Source organism: Dellaglioa sp. CoH-57-MRSF-21, from assembly GCF_056781915.1.
This window is the reverse complement of record NZ_JBXAXU010000007.1, coordinates 1-18081: the sequence shown is the minus strand read 5'-3', so window position 1 is coordinate 18081 and position 18081 is coordinate 1. Positions and strand designations below refer to the sequence as shown.

General features: G+C 31.6%; 23 protein-coding genes. 20 read left to right on the top strand and 3 right to left on the bottom strand.

Annotated elements, in window-relative coordinates:
* Positions 1–7: 7 nt before the first annotated feature.
* Positions 8–406: a DUF948 domain-containing protein gene (locus tag AC1RPQ_RS07115; RefSeq protein WP_481761824.1), complete on the top strand. Its 399-nt coding sequence runs from the start codon at positions 8–10 to the stop codon at positions 404–406.
* An 18-nt stretch (positions 407–424) separates the two neighbouring features.
* Positions 425–934: a hypothetical protein gene (locus AC1RPQ_RS07110; RefSeq protein ID WP_409022765.1), complete on the top strand. Its 510-nt coding sequence runs from the start codon at positions 425–427 to the stop codon at positions 932–934.
* Between the two features lie 192 nt (positions 935–1126).
* Here the strand turns inward: AC1RPQ_RS07110 and AC1RPQ_RS07105 are convergent, their stop codons facing one another.
* Complete coding sequence (locus AC1RPQ_RS07105; protein ID WP_481761823.1) at positions 1127–2230, bottom strand: M24 family metallopeptidase; 1104 nt, start codon at positions 2228–2230, stop codon at positions 1127–1129.
* Positions 2231–2461: 231 nt separating this feature from the next.
* Between AC1RPQ_RS07105 and ccpA the strand changes: the two genes are divergently transcribed.
* The 16 genes from ccpA to AC1RPQ_RS07025 all read left to right on the top strand — a co-directional run bounded on the left by ccpA (position 2462) and on the right by AC1RPQ_RS07025 (position 15107).
* The gene (gene ccpA / locus AC1RPQ_RS07100) at positions 2462–3463 is read left to right on the top strand and encodes a catabolite control protein A (RefSeq protein ID WP_409022763.1); all 1002 of its coding nucleotides are present in this window, start codon (positions 2462–2464) and stop codon (positions 3461–3463) included.
* Positions 3464–3536: 73 nt separating this feature from the next.
* On the top strand, positions 3537–4040 hold the full coding sequence (locus AC1RPQ_RS07095; RefSeq protein ID WP_481761822.1) for a VanZ family protein: 504 nt from the start codon (positions 3537–3539) through the stop codon (positions 4038–4040).
* Between the two features lie 108 nt (positions 4041–4148).
* Positions 4149–4883: a YebC/PmpR family DNA-binding transcriptional regulator gene (locus tag AC1RPQ_RS07090; protein WP_481761821.1), complete on the top strand. Its 735-nt coding sequence runs from the start codon at positions 4149–4151 to the stop codon at positions 4881–4883.
* Positions 4884–5017: 134 nt separating this feature from the next.
* The gene (gene comGA / locus AC1RPQ_RS07085) at positions 5018–5998 is read left to right on the top strand and encodes a competence type IV pilus ATPase ComGA (protein WP_481761820.1); all 981 of its coding nucleotides are present in this window, start codon (positions 5018–5020) and stop codon (positions 5996–5998) included.
* Positions 5940–6998, top strand: coding sequence for a competence type IV pilus assembly protein ComGB (gene comGB, locus AC1RPQ_RS07080; RefSeq protein ID WP_481761819.1), 1059 nt, complete (start codon positions 5940–5942; stop codon positions 6996–6998). Before comGA ends, comGB begins: the two co-directional genes overlap by 59 nt.
* Complete coding sequence (gene comGC, locus AC1RPQ_RS07075) at positions 6995–7309, top strand: competence type IV pilus major pilin ComGC (RefSeq protein WP_409022758.1); 315 nt, start codon at positions 6995–6997, stop codon at positions 7307–7309. Before comGB ends, comGC begins: the two co-directional genes overlap by 4 nt.
* Complete coding sequence (locus AC1RPQ_RS07070) at positions 7287–7721, top strand: prepilin-type N-terminal cleavage/methylation domain-containing protein (RefSeq protein ID WP_409022757.1); 435 nt, start codon at positions 7287–7289, stop codon at positions 7719–7721. Before comGC ends, AC1RPQ_RS07070 begins: the two co-directional genes overlap by 23 nt.
* A 1-nt stretch (position 7722) precedes the next feature.
* Positions 7723–8010, top strand: coding sequence for a hypothetical protein (locus AC1RPQ_RS07065; protein WP_409022756.1), 288 nt, complete (start codon positions 7723–7725; stop codon positions 8008–8010).
* An 11-nt stretch (positions 8011–8021) separates the two neighbouring features.
* Positions 8022–8429 (top strand): competence type IV pilus minor pilin ComGF, encoded by a 408-nt coding sequence (locus AC1RPQ_RS07060; RefSeq protein WP_481762194.1) that lies wholly within the window; start codon positions 8022–8024, stop codon positions 8427–8429.
* A gap of 1 nt (position 8430) precedes the next feature.
* Positions 8431–8727: a hypothetical protein gene (locus AC1RPQ_RS07055; RefSeq protein WP_481761816.1), complete on the top strand. Its 297-nt coding sequence runs from the start codon at positions 8431–8433 to the stop codon at positions 8725–8727.
* A 78-nt stretch (positions 8728–8805) separates the two neighbouring features.
* The gene (locus AC1RPQ_RS07050) at positions 8806–9822 is read left to right on the top strand and encodes a class I SAM-dependent methyltransferase (RefSeq protein WP_481761815.1); all 1017 of its coding nucleotides are present in this window, start codon (positions 8806–8808) and stop codon (positions 9820–9822) included.
* A 116-nt stretch (positions 9823–9938) separates the two neighbouring features.
* Entirely contained in the window at positions 9939–11312 is a 1374-nt protein-coding gene (locus AC1RPQ_RS07045; protein ID WP_481761814.1) for an amino acid permease, read from the top strand.
* 345 nt (positions 11313–11657) lie between these two features.
* Entirely contained in the window at positions 11658–13031 is a 1374-nt protein-coding gene (locus AC1RPQ_RS07040) for a bifunctional metallophosphatase/5'-nucleotidase (RefSeq protein WP_481761813.1), read from the top strand.
* 37 nt (positions 13032–13068) lie between these two features.
* On the top strand, positions 13069–13683 hold the full coding sequence (locus AC1RPQ_RS07035) for a YutD family protein (RefSeq protein WP_481761812.1): 615 nt from the start codon (positions 13069–13071) through the stop codon (positions 13681–13683).
* A gap of 22 nt (positions 13684–13705) precedes the next feature.
* Complete coding sequence (locus AC1RPQ_RS07030; RefSeq protein ID WP_481761811.1) at positions 13706–14491, top strand: TIGR01457 family HAD-type hydrolase; 786 nt, start codon at positions 13706–13708, stop codon at positions 14489–14491.
* Between the two features lie 4 nt (positions 14492–14495).
* Positions 14496–15107 (top strand): TIGR01906 family membrane protein, encoded by a 612-nt coding sequence (locus AC1RPQ_RS07025; RefSeq protein ID WP_481761810.1) that lies wholly within the window; start codon positions 14496–14498, stop codon positions 15105–15107.
* Positions 15108–15185: 78 nt separating this feature from the next.
* On the opposite strand, the gene AC1RPQ_RS07020 is transcribed toward AC1RPQ_RS07025, so the two are convergent.
* Both AC1RPQ_RS07020 and AC1RPQ_RS07015 read right to left on the bottom strand, forming a co-directional pair.
* The gene (locus AC1RPQ_RS07020; RefSeq protein WP_481761861.1) at positions 15186–15824 is read right to left on the bottom strand and encodes a VTT domain-containing protein; all 639 of its coding nucleotides are present in this window, start codon (positions 15822–15824) and stop codon (positions 15186–15188) included.
* 39 nt (positions 15825–15863) lie between these two features.
* Positions 15864–16856 carry an NAD(P)/FAD-dependent oxidoreductase gene (locus AC1RPQ_RS07015; RefSeq protein ID WP_481761809.1) on the bottom strand — a complete coding sequence of 331 codons (993 nt, stop codon included), beginning with the start codon at positions 16854–16856 and terminating at the stop codon, positions 15864–15866.
* Between the two features lie 129 nt (positions 16857–16985).
* On the opposite strand from AC1RPQ_RS07015, the gene AC1RPQ_RS07010 reads away from it, so the two are divergent.
* Together AC1RPQ_RS07010 and AC1RPQ_RS07005 are read left to right on the top strand one after the other, a co-directional pair.
* Positions 16986–17570, top strand: coding sequence for a peptidylprolyl isomerase (locus AC1RPQ_RS07010; protein WP_481761808.1), 585 nt, complete (start codon positions 16986–16988; stop codon positions 17568–17570).
* Positions 17571–17627: 57 nt separating this feature from the next.
* Positions 17628–18035 carry a CvfD/Ygs/GSP13 family RNA-binding post-transcriptional regulator gene (locus tag AC1RPQ_RS07005; RefSeq protein ID WP_481761807.1) on the top strand — a complete coding sequence of 136 codons (408 nt, stop codon included), beginning with the start codon at positions 17628–17630 and terminating at the stop codon, positions 18033–18035.
* The last annotated feature ends 46 nt before the right edge of the window (positions 18036–18081 follow it).

The following is an 18081-nucleotide window of genomic DNA, read 5'->3' as shown; positions in this document are numbered from 1 at the left end:
AATTATTATGACAGGTGGACAAATTGCAGGATTAATTGCCGCTGTTGCTTTCGCGGTCTTAGTCCTATTCATTATTTTCGTTCTTATGAGAATGATGAGAACACTCGGAGAAGTGAATAAAAGTATTTCATCTATTACCAGCGATGTTGATGGCTTATCAAATGAAGTTGAGAATATACTCGTAAAATCAAATATTTTATTAGACGATGTAAATGGTAAAGTAGCAACAATTGATCCTTTATTTCAGGCTGTTGCTGATTTGAGTGAAAGTGTGTCTGATTTGAATGATGCAAGTCGAGGATTAATGACACACGTTTCAGCGACGTCAAAGAGGGCTAAAGATTCTTCAGCTTTCATTAATGTTGGTAAAAAGGCATTTAGTTTTTATAAAAATAGAAAAGTTTAAAACAAGGAGGGGTTTGTTATGTCAAAAAAATTTTTATTAGGATTGGTAGTTACAGGTGGGGTTGCCGCGTATACAGCTTCTAAATTAATTTCTGAAAAAACGAAACAAGATATTAAAGAACATTTGGAAGAAAAAGCTTTAGATGTACGTGATCGCGTGTTAGAGTATAAGGCTTACGCTGAAGACGCTAGTATTGATTTAAAAGATAAAATGGTTGATTTTGATGAAATGAAAAATAATCTAAGTGATAAATTTTCTGAAAAAAGTGAATTATTAATGAGCCAGGATGCGTATGTTAATGCTAAAGATGCATTAATTAATGCAAAGAACGATTTGAAAAACAAATTAGCTATGGAATCAGACGATATATTTGAACAAATGACTGATTTAACAGATGAGTTTTCAGACTTAGCTGAAGAAGACATCTATGTTGATAGCAAGAGTGCTTTTGGCGAAGCTAAAGATGCTGATGCTGCAGAAGGCAAAGCTGAAACAATTTATCCAGATGGATGGACAGGCGAAAAATAAAAGTAAAATGAGTACCACAATTTTTAATGCGAACTATTTGAATTAATTAACTTTAAAATAATAGGTAACCACATGTTGTTCGAAAAGGAGTAGCATATGGTTACCTATTATTTTAGTTAAGACTCGTAGTTTATGGAATATTTAAAAATAAAAACCCCTAAAGTTTTCTAACTTTAGGGGTTTTTATTTTTATTAGTGTAGTTCAATTGTTTTTAATGTTTTTGGTGTAACTGTAAATGGTTCATTACCGTTTTCAGTTAGATAAATGCAGTCTTCAATACGAACGCCAGCAACGCCTGGAATGTAAATACCAGGTTCTATTGAGAAACACATACCTGGTTTAAGTTCCATTTTATTTCCTTCCATAATTGAAGGGAATTCATGTTCACTTTGTCCCATACCATGACCAAGGCGATGAATAAAGTAGTCACCATAACCAGCCTTGACGATGACATCACGAGCAATTTTATCTAAATCTTCCGCAATCATACCTGGTTTAGCAGCAGATTGCGCTTTTAATTGCGCTTCAAGACAAACTTTGTGAATTTCTAATGCTTTTTCATTTGGTTTACCGAATGCTACAGTACGACTAGCATCTGAAATATAACCATCTGAGATAACACCTAAATCAAATAATGTTAAAGCATTTGATTGGATAAGATCCTTTTTTGCAAATCCATGAGGTTCAGCGGCATTTTTTCCACTTTGAACAATAGTGTCAAAGCTCATATGCATGATTCCTTTTTTCATCATTGCATATTCAATTTCTGCAACAACATCTTGTTCAGTTCTGCCTTCTTGAAGAGCGTTAAAGCCAACTTCAAAAGCAACATCTGCCCATTTTCCAGCAATTTTTAATTTTTCAATTTCGTCTGGTGTTTTAATTACTTTAAGTGTTTCGATAAAGCTTGTTGCATCAGCTACAAATTCAGCACTTGGGAAGATACGACTAATAGCATCATATCTTTCAACTGTTAGGCTGCCTTTTTCAATAGCCCATTTCTTTGGTGAATTTTTACGTTTATTTATTTCACTTTGTATGATTGCGAAAGCATCTTCGTGATCAAGATAACCATAAACGGGATATTTCCAGCCGGTATCTTTGGCAGCTTCGACTTCAAGAGCGGGTGTGAATAAAAATGGGTCTTGATCAGGAAATACAAAGAGAGCTAAAACGCGCTCAATAGGATCACTTTCAAAACCGGTAAAATATTGAATACTCATTGGATCGTTGATATAAGCAATGTCAGTACCATTATTGGCAAGCCATTGTTGTAAAGATGCAATATGTGACATGAAATCTCTCCCTTTACAATAGTATACTGTATTATAGCATAAGTAAGACATAACAATTAAATATTGAAATTTTCATAACAATTAAAAATTGAAATTTTCATAATATAAAAATTATTTTCATGAAAATAAGGTAAAAACGCTTGCAATTGTCTTAAAAATTTGCTAAATTATTCTAGTGCTTGAAAACGGAATGAAAACTTGATATTTAAGTAATGAGAGGAAATAATACTAATGGATAAACAAACAATTACAATTTATGACGTAGCAAGAGAAGCAGCTGTTTCAATGGCAACTGTTTCACGTGTGGTTAACGGTAACCCTAACGTTAAACCTGCAACAAGAAAAAAAGTTTTGGAAGTTATTGATCGACTTGATTACAGACCTAATGCTGTTGCTAGAGGATTGGCAAGTAAGAAAACGACAACAGTTGGGGTTATTATTCCCGATGTAACTAATATTTACTTTTCATCATTAGCTCGTGGAATTGATGATGTTGCAACAATGTATAAATATAATATTATTTTAGCTAACTCTGATCAAAATGGTCAAAAAGAAGTGCAAGTATTAAATACATTATTAGCTAAACAAGTTGATGGTATTATTTTTATGGGAAATCAAATTACTGATGAATTACGTGCTGAACTTAAGAGAAGTCGTACACCAGTTGTCCTTTCAGGTTCAGTTGATCCTACTGGAGAATTAGGTAGTGTTAATATTGATTATATTGCAGCTGTAATGGAATCAGTAACGGATCTAATTAATAATGGCAATAAACGTATTGCATTTGTTTCAGGTTCAATGGATGAACCCATTAATGGCGAATACCGACTAAAAGGCTATAAATTAGCTCTTGAAAAAGCCGGAATAAAATTTGATCAAGACTTAATTTTTGAAACAGATTATTCATATCGAGCTGGCGAAACCTTATGGCCAGCAATTTCTTCAAGTCATGCAACTGCTGCTTTTGTTGGTGATGATGAATTAGCTGTTGGTGTTTTGAATGGTGCTCGAGATGCTGGTTTGAGTGTACCCGAAGATTTTGAAATTATTACAAGTAATGATTCAAAATTGACTGAGATTGTTAGACCCAAATTATCTTCAATAACACAACCTTTATACGATTTAGGGGCTGTATCTATGAGATTATTAACAAAATTAATGGATAAAGAAGAAGTTAGTGAAAAAACAATCCAATTACCATATGGCTTAATTAAGCGTTCTTCAACAAAATAATATAATAAAAAACTTGGTTTTCTAAATTATATTTGGAAAATCAAGTTTTTATTATACTTGGATGGGAAATTTTATGAAAAATAAAAATAATATTTACTTTGTTTTAGCCTTATTAATTATTGTAATTCTGTTTATTAGTTCTTCGGAAACGTACAAGCAGCAGACATCTATTCCTTTTTTAGAAAAGTATTTAGCTGGTAAACCATTTGAAAGTATGTTGTCACATATTTCATTTAGTTATGCTGGAGCAGATGAAAGTTTTAACCATGTTGGTTATTTTAAATTAGTTGAGTTTTTCATCCGTAAAACTGCTCATTTTATGACATATTTCTTTATGGCTAGCTTCATATTCTTGGGAGTGAAAAATAAAATTAAGTATTGGCGTTACAGTGGGCTTATTGCAGTTGCTTGTGCAGCGCTATATGCAGGACTTGATGAAATTCACCAAAGTTTTACAGGTGGCAGAACGCCCTTAATCCAAGATGTTTTACTTGATACAATTGGTGCAACAACAGGTGTAATTTTGACGATATTAATTTTAATGTACTATCGGCACAAAAAAGCTAAAGAAAACTAGTTCAGTCCTATTCTCGTGAAGAAGGTTGATATTAAGCTATTATTTTGATATCATAATAAACGGTTAAAAGTAAAAATTCAGAAACATTTCGGAAAGAGGTAGGGAATTATGTCAGGACATTCAAAATGGAATAACATCCAAGGTCGTAAAAATGCACAAGATGCTAAACGTGGTAAAATTTTCCAAAAATTATCGAGAGAAATTTACATGGCTGCAAAAAGTGGTGGTCCTGATCCCGATTCGAACCCCTCATTACGTTTGATGCTTGATAAAGCTAAAGCTGCAAATATGCCAAAAGATAATATTAAACGTGCTATTGATAAAGCGTCTGGTTCAGAAGGTGCAGATTATGAAGAAATTACATATGAAGGCTATGCACCTGGTGGCGTTGCCATCTTAGTTCATACCTTGACGGATAATCGTAATCGGACTGCTTCAGAAGTTCGTATTGCATTTACACGTAATGGTGGAAATTTAGGAGAAACAGGTTCAGTTAATTACATGTTTGATCGTAAAGGTTACATCGTTATTTCTCGTGAAGAATTAGATACTGATGAAGATGCTATGTTTGAAGATGTTATTGATGCTGGTGCTGAGGATTTGAAAACATCAGAAGAATTATTTGAAATCTATACAGATTCAAAAGATTTACCAGATGTACGTGCTTCATTAGAAGCAAAGGGATACAAATTAGATACATTTGAATTAGTAATGATTCCTCAAAATCTAGTACCAGTACCGGAAGATAAAATTGAACAATTCCATCATATGATTGATGCATTGGAAGAAAATGATGATGTTTCAGAAGTGTTCCATGCTGGTGATATTGCAGACGAAGATTAAGATACTCTCTATAATAAAGAGATAAGTCATCTTAAAAAGTTAGAAATTAATTAAATATAAAAATATGAAAAGCCAAAATTAAATGTTTTGGCTTTTTTTGCGTACTTAAATATATGGAAAGGAGGGATATTGAGATGATTGAAACAGAAATACAAGAAATGATTAAAATATGTGTTAAAAACAGAGCAAGTGATATGTATATAATTCCAAGTGCCAAGGGATGCTTAGTTAAGTATCGAACGTTGAATAACTATCATAGCCTTAATGTATATTCAGAAAAAAAGATGATACAAATGAATAATTTTCTTAAATTTAAGGCAAATATGATTCTGAGCGAAACTAGGCGGCCGCAGTTTGGGACTTTTCAATGGCAGATAGAACATAAAAAGGTAAATTGCCGAATTTCGAGTGTTGGCGATTTTTTAGGTAGAGAATCGATTGTTATACGATTTATTTATTCGAATACCGATGTACCGTTACTTCAACTTTTACCAAATCAATTTCAGCAGTTGATAAATGCATGTGGGTCCAGTGGGCTAATTTTATTCTCAGGTCCAATGGGTTCAGGTAAGACAACGACAATGTACCAACTGGCTGAAATGATTCAGAATCAAAGAACAATATTAACTATTGAGGATCCAGTTGAAATTCAAAATCCTAATTTTATTCAATTACAGGTTAATGATAAAGCAAACATGACATATGCGGAATTATTAAAAGTTGGATTGAGGCACCATCCTGATATTTTTATTATCGGTGAAATCAGGGATGAAGTCACTGCCAATGCTGCAATTAAAGCTGCAATGAGTGGTCATTTAATTTTAAGTACCGTACATGCAAGAAATGCAGTAGGAACAATTAAACGACTTGAAAATCTTGGCGTTAGTCGAGATGATCTCAATAGAACGCTACAGGCAGTAAGTTATCAGCGATTAATTGAAACAACGAAAGGTGGAAGCGGTGTACTATTTGATATATTAACAGGTCAAAAGTTAGAGTCTGTTCTTGAAGGAACATTTAATCAAAAAATAGCTTTAGAAAGGTGGCATGATAACCTTGATCAATGTATTAAGAAAAATATTATTACAATTGAAACAGCAAATAATTTTAAATAGAAGAAAATGGTCAATTCAAAAACAAAGTGAATTTTTCGAAGTCTTGGCAGACTTATTAGATTCGGGATTTTCGCTCAGGCAATCTTTAACAACGGCGACTAAATTATTTCCAGTTGGGAAAATAGATATTCAAAAAATTGAATCCAAGTTAAGAAGTGGTGAACCCTTCTCAACAGGTATCAAGCCGTATATTTCAAAAAGTTCGTATTATCAAATTACGATTTCTGAAAAATATGGCGGATTAAATAAAAGTATTAAACAACTCGGAAAATTGATGACGGTTAGAGTAAAACAAAAGAAACAGTTAAAGCAACTCATGCAATACCCAATGATTCTGATGGGATTACTGGTTGTCTTATATATCGGAATCCAACAATTTATTTTGCCTGAAATAAATTATAGTCAGTTAGGTGCGTCATCAAATTCTAACTTTAAAATGATTTTAATGAAGAGTATTATCTCTGTCGTAATTAGTCTATTTATCGGATATATCATAAAAATTATCATTCGTGTTTCAAAACAAAGTACGATGAACAGGCATGTTTGGTATTGTCAGGTCCCCATAGTAGGTAAAATTTATCGGGATTATTGTCATTATTATTTAACATTTAATTTGGGTCTGCTTTTAGCAAGTGGTTTAAATTTGAATAAAATATGTGATTATTTAAATCAATTTGATCAAAAATCTTTACTATATCAGTTAGGTAAACAGTTAACGAATCATTTTGAAAATGGTGGGAGTACAAAACAAATGATCGATAAAAGTCCTTTATTTCCTAATGAGATAACGACATTTCTCGCAAAAGGTAATACGTTAGATGTGATGAGCCAAGAATTATTAATGTATTCGGAATTAACTTATCGTAAATTTGAGTCATCTGTCGAAAGAATCATGATTTATGTACAGCCAGTTGCATTCATAATTGTAGCGGCCTGTATTGTTGGGTTGTATTTAACAATATTATTACCTATGTATCAAACTATGGAGGAAATTCAATGAAAAAAAATAGAAAAAAATTAAAAGCATTTACGCTTGTTGAAATGCTATGTGTCTTATTTATTATCTCACTTCTAATGTTGATTATATTACCTAACATTGGACATCAAAGAGCAGGTGCTAAACGGGTTAATGATGAAGCGTTAGTTAGCGTCGTCCAAACGCAGGTTGATTTGTATGAAAATGAAACGCATAATAAATCGATAAATTTTGCTGATTTAGTTTCGGAAAAATATTTAACTGAAAAGCAAGAAAAGGAAGCAAAAGATAATCATATTATTATCTCGAATAATGTTGTTAAAACAGAAAACTAAATTTAAAGCATTTAGTTTATTTGAAATGCTTATTTCGTTGGCAATTACTAGTATTTGTGGTCTATTGCTAATGGGGCCAATGGATCAAGTACTTGCGATATCTAAAGAAAAACAATTTTGGCAAAATTTTGAACAACTTTGGCAAAGTGCAGTGGTAGAGGCACCGATGAATCGGATGCCTAATAGTATTAATTTTAATGATGATAAAATGACCATTATTAATGGCAATAGTAAAATTAAATTAGACTATCCGAAGACTGTGACAGTTAAAAATAGAGTAACGATAAAAATAAATAAAAGTGGGCAAATCACTGGTAAAACAGTTAATTTTAAATCCACATTACCAAATAGAAATCAAAAAATAGTATTTCAAATTGGGTGGGGTCAATTTATTAGAAAGGATGTCGAATAACGTGCGTAAAATGTCAGGAATTGTGTTAGCTGACGCTATTATGACTTTAACTATTGTCGCATCAGGTTTTGGATTATATGTACAGACCAATCACACATTACAGAAACAAGAAGATTATTGGAATCATAAAACAACAACTACAAGAAATCTGAAAGAAATCAGTAAATTATTAGTCATTCATCCGACAAGTAAATTATCAAAAATAGTTGATGGCGAATTACAATGTGCTACTATGTCTGAAATTCGAATTAAGTCTGAAAATGATTTAACAAGTATTAAATTGCAATGAAAAGTTTTTCTTTGTTAGAAACTATTATTGCATTAGGTATATTTATCATCTCTCTTAGTCTAATGACAACATGTTGGCACTTATGTACAAATGAACACCAAGAAATTAGCGGAGATAGAGATTTTTCGTTACAGCAATGTATCGGATTATTGGAGTCAGATCACTTAGATTTGAAGATAATAGATGTTGGTCAATATACAATTTCATTAAAAAATAATAAGACAGGAGCTCGCTACTATCTTAGTCAGCATAATGAAATGATACAGTTTATTGGATTTTCAGGAGGTCATATACCAATTTTATATCATGTGAAATCATTTTCGGTGGCATACGATGAACCAATTCTATTTTTAAAAATCAAACAAGAACACCAAAATAAGACTTTAAAATTGGTAATACCTATGGAAAAAAAGGATTAAGATGCGAAAAATCAAATTATTAAACGGACATTTAGTTGTATCAGCCATATTTTGTTTAATGTTATTAATTGGTTTGTTATTGGGACAACTGATATATTTCCAAGCAAAATTCACTAGTTATCAGAAAATATGCCAATATAATCAAGCAGAAACTATGAAAAACATGACTATTTTAAATCAAAAAGCAAAAAATCTAAAAGAAAAATATACTTATAATTATGGTGTTGTTGAATATCAAAAAGGAGCCTATCAGGTTATTTTGAAGAATGGTAATCGATATTCTTTTTCAGAAAAATGATAAAAAAGAAACTTAACTTGAATTGAGAATTAAAAATCGTTAAACTGAAACGAGCAAATAAATTCAAGGAGTGATTTTATGTCATTAGAAGAAATAGAAATGAACTTTAATCAGATTAATGAAACAATTGATATTTTACAAAAAAGTTTAGAAATCACTTATTTGGACGCATTTATTGAGACTAGCAATAATTTGTTAGATAATAAATCTGTACACGTAGAAGATGGATTACCAAGTGAGCAAGATGTAAAAATTTTGAATCAGATTTATAAAAAAATGAATTTGAATGCCTTATCGTCAGAAGATGTACGTAAAGTTGTACAGTTAGTTTTATTGAAGGCAACAAGACAAGAAAGTATTCAACCTAATCATCAAATAACACCAGATACAATTGGATTTTTAGTTGCATTTGTATTAGAAAAATTAATAAGTACAAAAAAATCGTTTAGTTTATTGGACATTACAGTGGGATCAGGGAACTTACTGACGACGATTTTGAATCAAATGGCTGCTGATAAGTTTGAGATTTCAAAAGCATACGGGATTGATAATGATGATACAATGTTATCAATTGCAGGGTTAAGTGGACAATTACAACACTTAAATTTAGAATTATTTCACCAAGATGCGGTTGATGACCTAATTGTAAAAAAATCTGATGTTGTTATTGCTGATTTACCAATTGGTTATTACCCTCTAGATGAAAGAGTTACCCATTTTGCTACACATGCAACTGAAGGTCATTCATATGTACATCATTTATTAATAGAACAATCAATCAAATACTTAAATGATGGCGGTTTTGGCATATACCTTGTTCCTACTGGTTTATTTGAAACAGAGGAAGCAAAAAAATTACTCGTTTACATTCAATCAAATGCATATCTTCAAGGTATGCTCAATTTACCTGTGGAATTATTTAGTTCAGCTAATTCACGTAAATCTATTTTGATTTTACAGAAACATGGCGAAGGTAGTAAACAAGTTGATGAAGTACTATTAGGTGATTTCCCATCACTAAAGGGTGAAGAACTATTTCAGAGCTTTGTTAAAACGTTAGATAAGTGGATAAAGGCCAACTTTAATAATAAGTAAAGTGACTCATATTTTGAGTCGCTTTTTTTATTTAATTATAAAAAGAATAATTTCTTTAGAAATTAACATGTGTCATGTATAATCTACTTAATTACTATAGAGGGAGTTTGATATTAATGGCAGAAAAAAGTTCAGAAGATCAGCATGTTAGAGGATTAAAAAGTCGACATGTTCAATTAATTGCAATTGGTGGAACAATTGGGACTGGTTTATTCTTGGGAGCAGGTCAATCTATTCATTTGGCTGGGCCATCTATTTTATTGGCATATATTATTACCGGAATTGCATGTTTTCTTTTAATGCGTTCGTTAGGTGAATTACTGTTATCGAATGTGAATGCACATTCATTTATTGATTTTATTTATGAATATCTAGGTGAAAAGGTTGGATTTGTTGCTGGATGGACATATTGGGTCTGTTGGGTAACAATTGCAATGACAGAAATTACCGCAGTCGGGTTATATATGAAATTTTGGTTTCCTAACTTGCCGCAATGGATTCCTGGTATGGTTATGCTCCTTATTCTTTTAGGAATAAATTTAGTTACAGTGGGATTATTCGGTGAAACAGAATTTTGGTTTGCACTCATTAAAATTATTGCCATTATTGTGTTGATATGTATTGGCGTGTATATGGTAGTGGTAAACTTTAAAACTTCAGCTGGGCATGCCAGTTTGACGAATTTAGTAAGTCACGGTGGATTTTTCCCCCAAGGAATTAAAGGATTTATTTTGTCATTTCAAATGGTACTGTTTAGTTTTGTCGGTATTGAAATGGTAGGATTAACAGCTGCAGAAACTGAAAACCCAACAAAGGTTATCCCAGAAGCAATTAATGAAATACCCTTAAGAATTATTTTGTTTTATGTAGGATCATTATTGGCAATTATGGCGATTTATCCTTGGAATATGATTTCGGAATCACAAAGTCCATTTGTTCAAGTATTTGAAAATATAGGGATAAAATCAGCAGCCAGCATTATTAATATTGTTGTAATTACAGCTGCAGCCTCAGCTTGTAATGGGTCTTTATTTAGTACAGGTAGAATGTTGTTCTCGCTTAATTATAATAAAAAAAATAAATTTTCTAAAAAAATTAGTAAGTTATCACATAATCAAGTACCTGCATTTGCATTACAATTTTCGACTCTTGTGATTGCAATTTCAGTCGTACTGAATATGTTTATGGCTGAATCGGTATTTACATTTATTTCAAGTATTGCAACGACTTGTTTCTTGTTCATTTGGGGAGCAATTGTAATTGCACATTTGAAGTATAGACGAAAAATAAAACTAGAAAAAACAGAATCAATGCTAGTATTTAAAATGCCTTTCTTTCCTGTTACAAATTATTTAATTCTATTATTTCTAACTTTTGTAGGTATTGTGCTATGCTTAAAACCTGATACATTAATTGCGCTGATTGCTTCAATTGGTTGGTTAATTGTACTCTATGTTATTAAAAGTGTTCAAATGAAGATGGAAAATTAAATTTTTGCTGAAAAGACCACGTGTGAGGGTCTTTTTTTGTATACTTAGGGCACAAATTAAAAGTAATTGTTGAAAATATTGTTTGATTTTGCTTCTAAAAACATTACAATTTAATAGTTAATTTCAGCGCGAGCAATACTATTTTCTGCATGCTATTTTTTGTAAAGGGTCATATAAATTCACTTGGACACGGTAAGCAGTATAATATAGGATATAGTATAACTAATAATGTTGAACCCACCTATTAGGAATTTGATGGTTAGAAAAGAACTTTAGGACAACCATAATAATATAGTTAGTGAAAAGAAAGTCAGTAAATAATCAAAATAAGGTGGATATAAACTAATGGAAAAAATAACGATTTTACATACAAATGATATTCATTCACATTTAGAAAATTGGCCTAAAATTAGGCGATTTTTACAATCTGAAAAAATAAAGCTTGAAAAACAAAATCAAACTGTTTTAACTTTTGATATTGGAGATGCAATTGATCGTGTGCACCCGTTGTCGGAAGCTACAAATGGCAAAGCCAATATTGAATTAATGAATACTGTAGCATATGATGCAGCGACAATTGGTAACAATGAAGGTATTGGTAATTCGCGAAGCCAATTACAACATTTATATGATAATGCAAAATTCGACATTATCCTTGATAACGTGGTAGATGGAGAAGTTAATAATCGTCCTGCATGGGCCAAAGAATATAAAATAATGGAAACTGCAGCTGGAACTAAAATTGGAATAATTGCCTTGACAGCACCATTTCCAATGACGTATGAGATGAATGGTTGGGAATCTAATCAAATTGATACCGTTTTACCTTCACTTTTAAAAAAAATAGCAGGTAAAGTAGATGTTATTATTTTGTTATCACATTTAGGTTTACCTGTAGATAGAAAAGTAGCTGCAAAGTATCCTCAGATAGATATTGTATTAGGAAGCCACACACATCATTTATTGAAATCCGGTGAAAAAGTTAATGAATCATTATTGGCCGCAGCTGGTAAGTGGGGGATGTACGTGGGCGAAGTAGCGATTGAACTTGAAAATCATAAAATTAGAAAAGAAGTTGCTAAAGTAATTGAAACAGAAAGTTTAGCAGAAGTTATAAGTGACCAAGACGAAATAGCAGAATATAGATTACGCGGAGAAAAAATTTTAACATCTGAAGTTGTTGCAAAATTGCCTGAAGATTTAGAAGCATCATGGACTAAAAATTCAGCATTAATGCAGACATCATTGAAAGCCATCGAAGCGGGTACAAAAACGGATATTGCAATGTTAAATGGTGGATTATTTTTGAAAAATTTACAAAAAGGATTTGTAACAAAAAATGACCTGCATCAAACACTGCCACACCCAATGCGGGTTATTACTGCTAAATTAACTGGTTATAATCTATGGCGATTAGTACAAGAAATTAAAAAGAATAGTTCATTTCTTAAGAAATTCCCAATTAAAGGGATGGGTTTTAGAGGCCAATTATTTGGTGAAGTAGTGATTGATGGACTGGTAGAACAAGAAAATGGGGACCTTATATATCATAACGAAAAAATTGACTTGGATGCATATTATACTATTGCAACAGTTGATCATTTTATGTATATACCGTTTTTTCCAACCATAGAAATAACCGGAGAAATTTCGATAAATGGCAAGAAATTTTTAAGAGATTACGTTGGGGACTATTTAAAACTAGAATTTTCTGTATAATGAAGTATGACTAAAGTTGTAAAAGGAGGTTTGAGATTTGAATCAAGCACAGAAAGAAAAGAGAGAACAGCAACTTGCAATAAAAGCAGAAAAAATTAAAGCTTATGCTAGTGATGTTGTTCGACAGAGTGAAACCCGAGTACTAATCGATAACCGTCCATATGATCTTGTTTCCAATTATAGAGATGGTTTTGAAATTGAAAAATTAACGGAACGATTTAGCCAAATTTTAACGAAATATGATTATATTGTTGGAGACTGGGGATATGATCAACTTCGATTAAGAGGTTTTTATAAAACCGAGAATAAAAAGGCATATCGGTCACAATGTATCGATACTCTTGAAGATTATTTATATGAATATTGTAATTTTGGATGTTCTTATTTTGTGTTGCACAATTTGGAAATTCAAAAACCTGAACCAATTTCTAATCCTAAAGAACGTAAAAAAACAGTTAAACCAGTTGGTAAGAAAAGAAAACCTGTAGTAAGGGCGCACACAACTGAAAAAAAATATCAAATAAAAAATAAAAAAACTAAAGTACCATTAAACAAGTCTAAACCAGTAAAACCACAAAAAAATAATTTAAAAACGGCAACAAAACGAACAAAGAAACACGAATTTGTAATTAGGCAAAAAGATAAAGCATAATTAAATAGGCAAGGTGATAATAATGGCATATAAAGGTTATATGATTGATTTAGATGGTACAATCTATCGAGGAAAAGAAAAAATTGCGGCAGCAAAACGATTTATCGAGTCTCTACAAGCAAGAAATATTGCATTTTTATTTGTGACTAATAATACGACTAAAATACCAGCTGATGTTGTCAATAATTTAGCAAATAATTTTGATATACATGTAACTGAGAAAGAAGTCTATACGGCGGCACTTGCAACTGCAGATTATCTAGATGCGTTAAACCCTGATAAAAGAAGTGTTTATATTATTGGTGAAAACGGATTAAAGAAAGCAATTATGGATAAAAAATTTATTATTGAGGAAACGACGCCTGATTATGTTGTTGTTGGGTTAGATTCCGATGTTACGTATCATAAATTTGAAATGGCAACTTTAGCAATCAAACGTGGTGCTAAATTTATTGGAACAAATGCTGATACTAATATTCCGAATGAACGTGGACTACTTCCTGGTGCTGGATCGCTGGTAAGGATGGTTGAATGTACAACACAACAAGAAGCTACTTATATTGGTAAACCTGAAACTATCATCATGGAAAAAGCCCTATCAAGACTTGGCTTGAAGAAAAGTGAAGTTGTGATGGTTGGAGATAACTACATGACAGATATTAAAGCCGGAATTAACTTTGGGGTTGATACAATGTTAGTCTATACGGGCGTTTCAACAAAAAACTTAGTGGCATCTAAAAAAGTTCAACCAACTATTCAATTGGATTCACTTGATGATTGGGACTTTGATAATGATAGAGCGCGTTAAAAAAATGGGACAGTGGCTAAGTTTATATCTAGCGATTGTCTCTTTTTCTATTATATTGGTAATTAATAGTACGTTTGTTTATAAAATTTTTATCAAGCAATCACATTTGAATAAAATTGTTGGGTTAAACCAATCAGAATTAATGTCTGATTATAATAATTTATTAGACTATTTTAACTATCCTTGGGTAAATAAAGTAAAAATGATATTGCCTTCATCATATAATGGGATGCAACATTATCATGATGTTAAACAATTGGTGCAGTTTAATTATGGTTGTTTTTTAATTTTAGGATTTATTGCAATAATATTTATTGGTCAATTAACAAAACAAAAGGAATTATGGAAATTGGTAAGACCTTTTCAGATGGCTATTACTGTTCCTTTTCTTAGTGTATTTTTACTTTTCTTTAATTTTGATCATTATTTTATACTATTTCATGAGCTCGTGTTTAGAAATAATGATTGGATATTTAATCCTAAACTAGATCCAATCATTTTGGCATTACCAGAAAATTTTTTTATGATTTGTTTTCTAATGGTCTTTTGTCTAATTGAGATGTTCTTTTTAGTTGGTATTTACTTTGGTAAGAGAGAAATTAAACGTAGTAATTAAAAAAACGAGACACCAGTGAAAATGGCGTCTCGTTTTTTTATTAGATTAAGATAGAAAGGGTGGGATATTAATAGCTAGTTATTTACTTAATTTTGACTTAATACCACTAAATACAGCTGGAATTAAGGAAATTAGTATGATTCCCAATACGACTAAAGAAAAATGTTCCTGTACGATTGCAATGTTTCCAAAGAAAAATCCAGCAGAACAACAAATGGTGACCCATGCAAATCCGCCAATTAGACTAAAGCGTAAGAAGCGAGAGTACTTAAATCCGCTACCACCAACGATGAAGGGAGCAAGCGTACGAATAATAGGCATGAATCTTGCTAAAATAATTGCGGGTCCACCATGTTTATTGAAAAATTGTTCTGTTTTATCGAGACTATCTTTGCTAATCATTTTATTAAATAATGAATGATCTGAAATTGAGTTCCCTACTTTTTTTCCAATAAAGAAATTTAGTGAGTCTCCCATGTACGCTGCAGCAAGAAAGAGGATTACAAATATCCAAATATTCAAATGATAAATTGAATTTGCTGCTAGAGCACTAGCTGCAAATAAAAGTGAATCACCAGGTAGGAAAGGTAAAATAACCGCTCCAGTTTCTATGAAGATAATAAAAAATAAGATAAGATAGGTCCAATTTCCAAAGTTGTTCACAATACTAATCAAGTGTGTGTCTATATGTAAAACAAAATCTATAAAAAAGTTTATGACAGACATAATATTAAATACCCCTTAAGTTCTATTTTTTTAATAATGTGGATTCATTAGTTGCGTACTATGAATAGTTCGATTAATATTTGGGTTTATAAAATTTAGGGCACTAGTTACGGCAGTCGGTGCTTCACCAAATCCTGAAGCAATTAGTGCTATTTTACCAGGGTATGAAACAATATCTCCTGCGGCAAAAACACCGGGAATGGAAGTTGCCATTTCAGAATTTACCGAGATTAGTTTCTTATCCATATTTATACCCCAAGCATTAATAATTTTATTATCGGATAAGTAGCCATAATTCACAAGTAAATTATCAACAATTATCGTTTTATTAAGATTATTTTTAGAATGTTTTAGCAAAATTTCAAGGCGACCATTCTTTTTAGAAAGTGATTGTATCGAAAAGGGAGTTTCAAATATAGTATCAGTTTTTTTGAGTTTTGTGACATTGTACTCTAGAGCTCTAAAGTTATCTCGACGGTGAATCATATGAATTTGTTTTGTAATGTTCGATAGCTCATTTGCCCAATCGATAGCAGAATCACCACCGCCAGCAATAGCAATTTGTTTATGAGAAAATTTAGAAAGGTCACTAATATTGTAAAATAATGATTCATTCTCGAATGTTGCTGAATTAGCAATATTTAATTTACGTGGCTGAAAAGAACCAATTCCAGCCGTAATAATAATTGTTCTACTATATGTAACCCGTTTAGAAGTTTGAATCCTAAAAATATCATTCTCTTTTTCGAAATTTAAGACGGTCTCATTTAATTTAACGTCAAAGTCAAATTGGTGAGCTTGCCTTGAAAGTTCCTTAATTAGATGTTCACCTGATATGCCAGTGAATCCAGCTATATCATATATTTTTTTCGTTGGATATAATGTACCAACTTGTCCACCAATGTCGGGAAGACTTTCAATAACTTGAGTTTTAGCTTGGCGCATGTGCGCATAAGTTGAAGTAAATAGTCCGATGGGTCCGGCACCAATGATAGTAATATCAAATATTTCATTTGTTGTCATAACAGTCTCCTAGCATTCCATTTAATAGCATTATAATAGTATAACGCATAAAAAATATAAAGTAATAGTAAAATAGAGTGAAATTGGGTACAATGGAATCAATAAAGTTTGAATAGGAGGAACATAGTTATGACATACCCACAATTAGACTTAGAACATGTAGTTGGACCAAAAGTTAAAATGATTACGAATTACGGTGATATAACGATTCAATTATTTCCAGAACAAGCACCTAAGACGGTAGAAAATTTCATTGGACTTTCAGAAAATGGATACTACAAAGACGTTATTTTTCATCGAGTGATTTCTGATTTTATGGTTCAATCTGGTGATCCAACAGGATCTGGAATGGGTGGTGAAAGTATTTGGGGTAAATCGTTTGCAGATGAATTTTCTTCTGAACTTTTTAACTTAAGAGGTGCTTTATCGATGGCTAATTCTGGACCATCAACAAATGGTAGTCAATTTTTTATTGTCCAAAATTCGAATGTTCCTGAACAGATGATTGGACAATTAAAGGATGCAAATTATCCTGAAGAGGTAGTCGTAGAATATAAAAAAGGTGGAACTCCTTGGTTAGATTTTCATCATACAGTATTTGGACAAGTTGTTAGTGGAATGGACATTGTTGATAAAATTGCGGGTGCAAAAACAGCTATGCAAGATAAACCAGTTGAACCAATTGTAATTGAAGATATGATAGTAACAAAATAAAGAGGATGAAAGTCCTTTTTATTTTGGCCGTTTTTACCGAAAGATTGAGGAGTATAAATGAAATATAGAATTGGACAAATTATTGTAGGAACTATAACAGGTATTCAATCATATGGTGCTTTTGTAACAATTGCGGATGGAGTTCAAGGCTTAATCCATATTTCGGAATGCCATAACGGTTATGTGGATAACATATTGAATTATTTAAAAATAAATGAAAAAATTACGGTTAGGATTATTGATATTGATGAATATAACAGTAAAATGAGTTTTTCAATTAGAAATTTTACTAAACAAAATAGTAATCTTAAAAGTACAGGTATTAAAATAAAACATAAATATTATTGGACAAATAGGTCTATAGATACAGGGTTTAAAGCAATAGATGATAAAATGGATTTTTGGATAAGCCAACAATTAAGAGATATTCACAGAAATAGACTTGACCAAGAAAAAGAAAGCTGATATATTTAATAAGTGCTATTGAGGCGATAATGAATATCGCAAATAA

Bases quoted from the DNA above. Each gene is read 5' to 3' on its own strand.
- AC1RPQ_RS07115 (WP_481761824.1), top strand. From the start codon at position 8: ATGACAGGTGGACAAATTGCAGGATTAATTGCCGCTGTTGCTTTCGCG.
- AC1RPQ_RS07110 (WP_409022765.1), top strand. From the start codon at position 425: ATGTCAAAAAAATTTTTATTAGGATTGGTAGTTACAGGTGGGGTTGCC.
- AC1RPQ_RS07105 (WP_481761823.1), bottom strand. From the start codon at position 2,230: ATGTCACATATTGCATCTTTACAACAATGGCTTGCCAATAATGGTACT.
- ccpA (WP_409022763.1), top strand. From the start codon at position 2,462: ATGGATAAACAAACAATTACAATTTATGACGTAGCAAGAGAAGCAGCT.
- AC1RPQ_RS07095 (WP_481761822.1), top strand. From the start codon at position 3,537: ATGAAAAATAAAAATAATATTTACTTTGTTTTAGCCTTATTAATTATT.
- AC1RPQ_RS07090 (WP_481761821.1), top strand. From the start codon at position 4,149: ATGTCAGGACATTCAAAATGGAATAACATCCAAGGTCGTAAAAATGCA.
- comGA (WP_481761820.1), top strand. From the start codon at position 5,018: ATGATTGAAACAGAAATACAAGAAATGATTAAAATATGTGTTAAAAAC.
- comGC (WP_409022758.1), top strand. From the start codon at position 6,995: ATGAAAAAAAATAGAAAAAAATTAAAAGCATTTACGCTTGTTGAAATG.
- AC1RPQ_RS07070 (WP_409022757.1), top strand. From the start codon at position 7,287: ATGTTGTTAAAACAGAAAACTAAATTTAAAGCATTTAGTTTATTTGAA.
- AC1RPQ_RS07055 (WP_481761816.1), top strand. From the start codon at position 8,431: ATGCGAAAAATCAAATTATTAAACGGACATTTAGTTGTATCAGCCATA.
- AC1RPQ_RS07050 (WP_481761815.1), top strand. From the start codon at position 8,806: ATGTCATTAGAAGAAATAGAAATGAACTTTAATCAGATTAATGAAACA.
- AC1RPQ_RS07045 (WP_481761814.1), top strand. From the start codon at position 9,939: ATGGCAGAAAAAAGTTCAGAAGATCAGCATGTTAGAGGATTAAAAAGT.
- AC1RPQ_RS07040 (WP_481761813.1), top strand. From the start codon at position 11,658: ATGGAAAAAATAACGATTTTACATACAAATGATATTCATTCACATTTA.
- AC1RPQ_RS07030 (WP_481761811.1), top strand. From the start codon at position 13,706: ATGGCATATAAAGGTTATATGATTGATTTAGATGGTACAATCTATCGA.
- AC1RPQ_RS07025 (WP_481761810.1), top strand. From the start codon at position 14,496: ATGGGACAGTGGCTAAGTTTATATCTAGCGATTGTCTCTTTTTCTATT.
- AC1RPQ_RS07015 (WP_481761809.1), bottom strand. From the start codon at position 16,856: ATGACAACAAATGAAATATTTGATATTACTATCATTGGTGCCGGACCC.
- AC1RPQ_RS07010 (WP_481761808.1), top strand. From the start codon at position 16,986: ATGACATACCCACAATTAGACTTAGAACATGTAGTTGGACCAAAAGTT.
- AC1RPQ_RS07005 (WP_481761807.1), top strand. From the start codon at position 17,628: ATGAAATATAGAATTGGACAAATTATTGTAGGAACTATAACAGGTATT.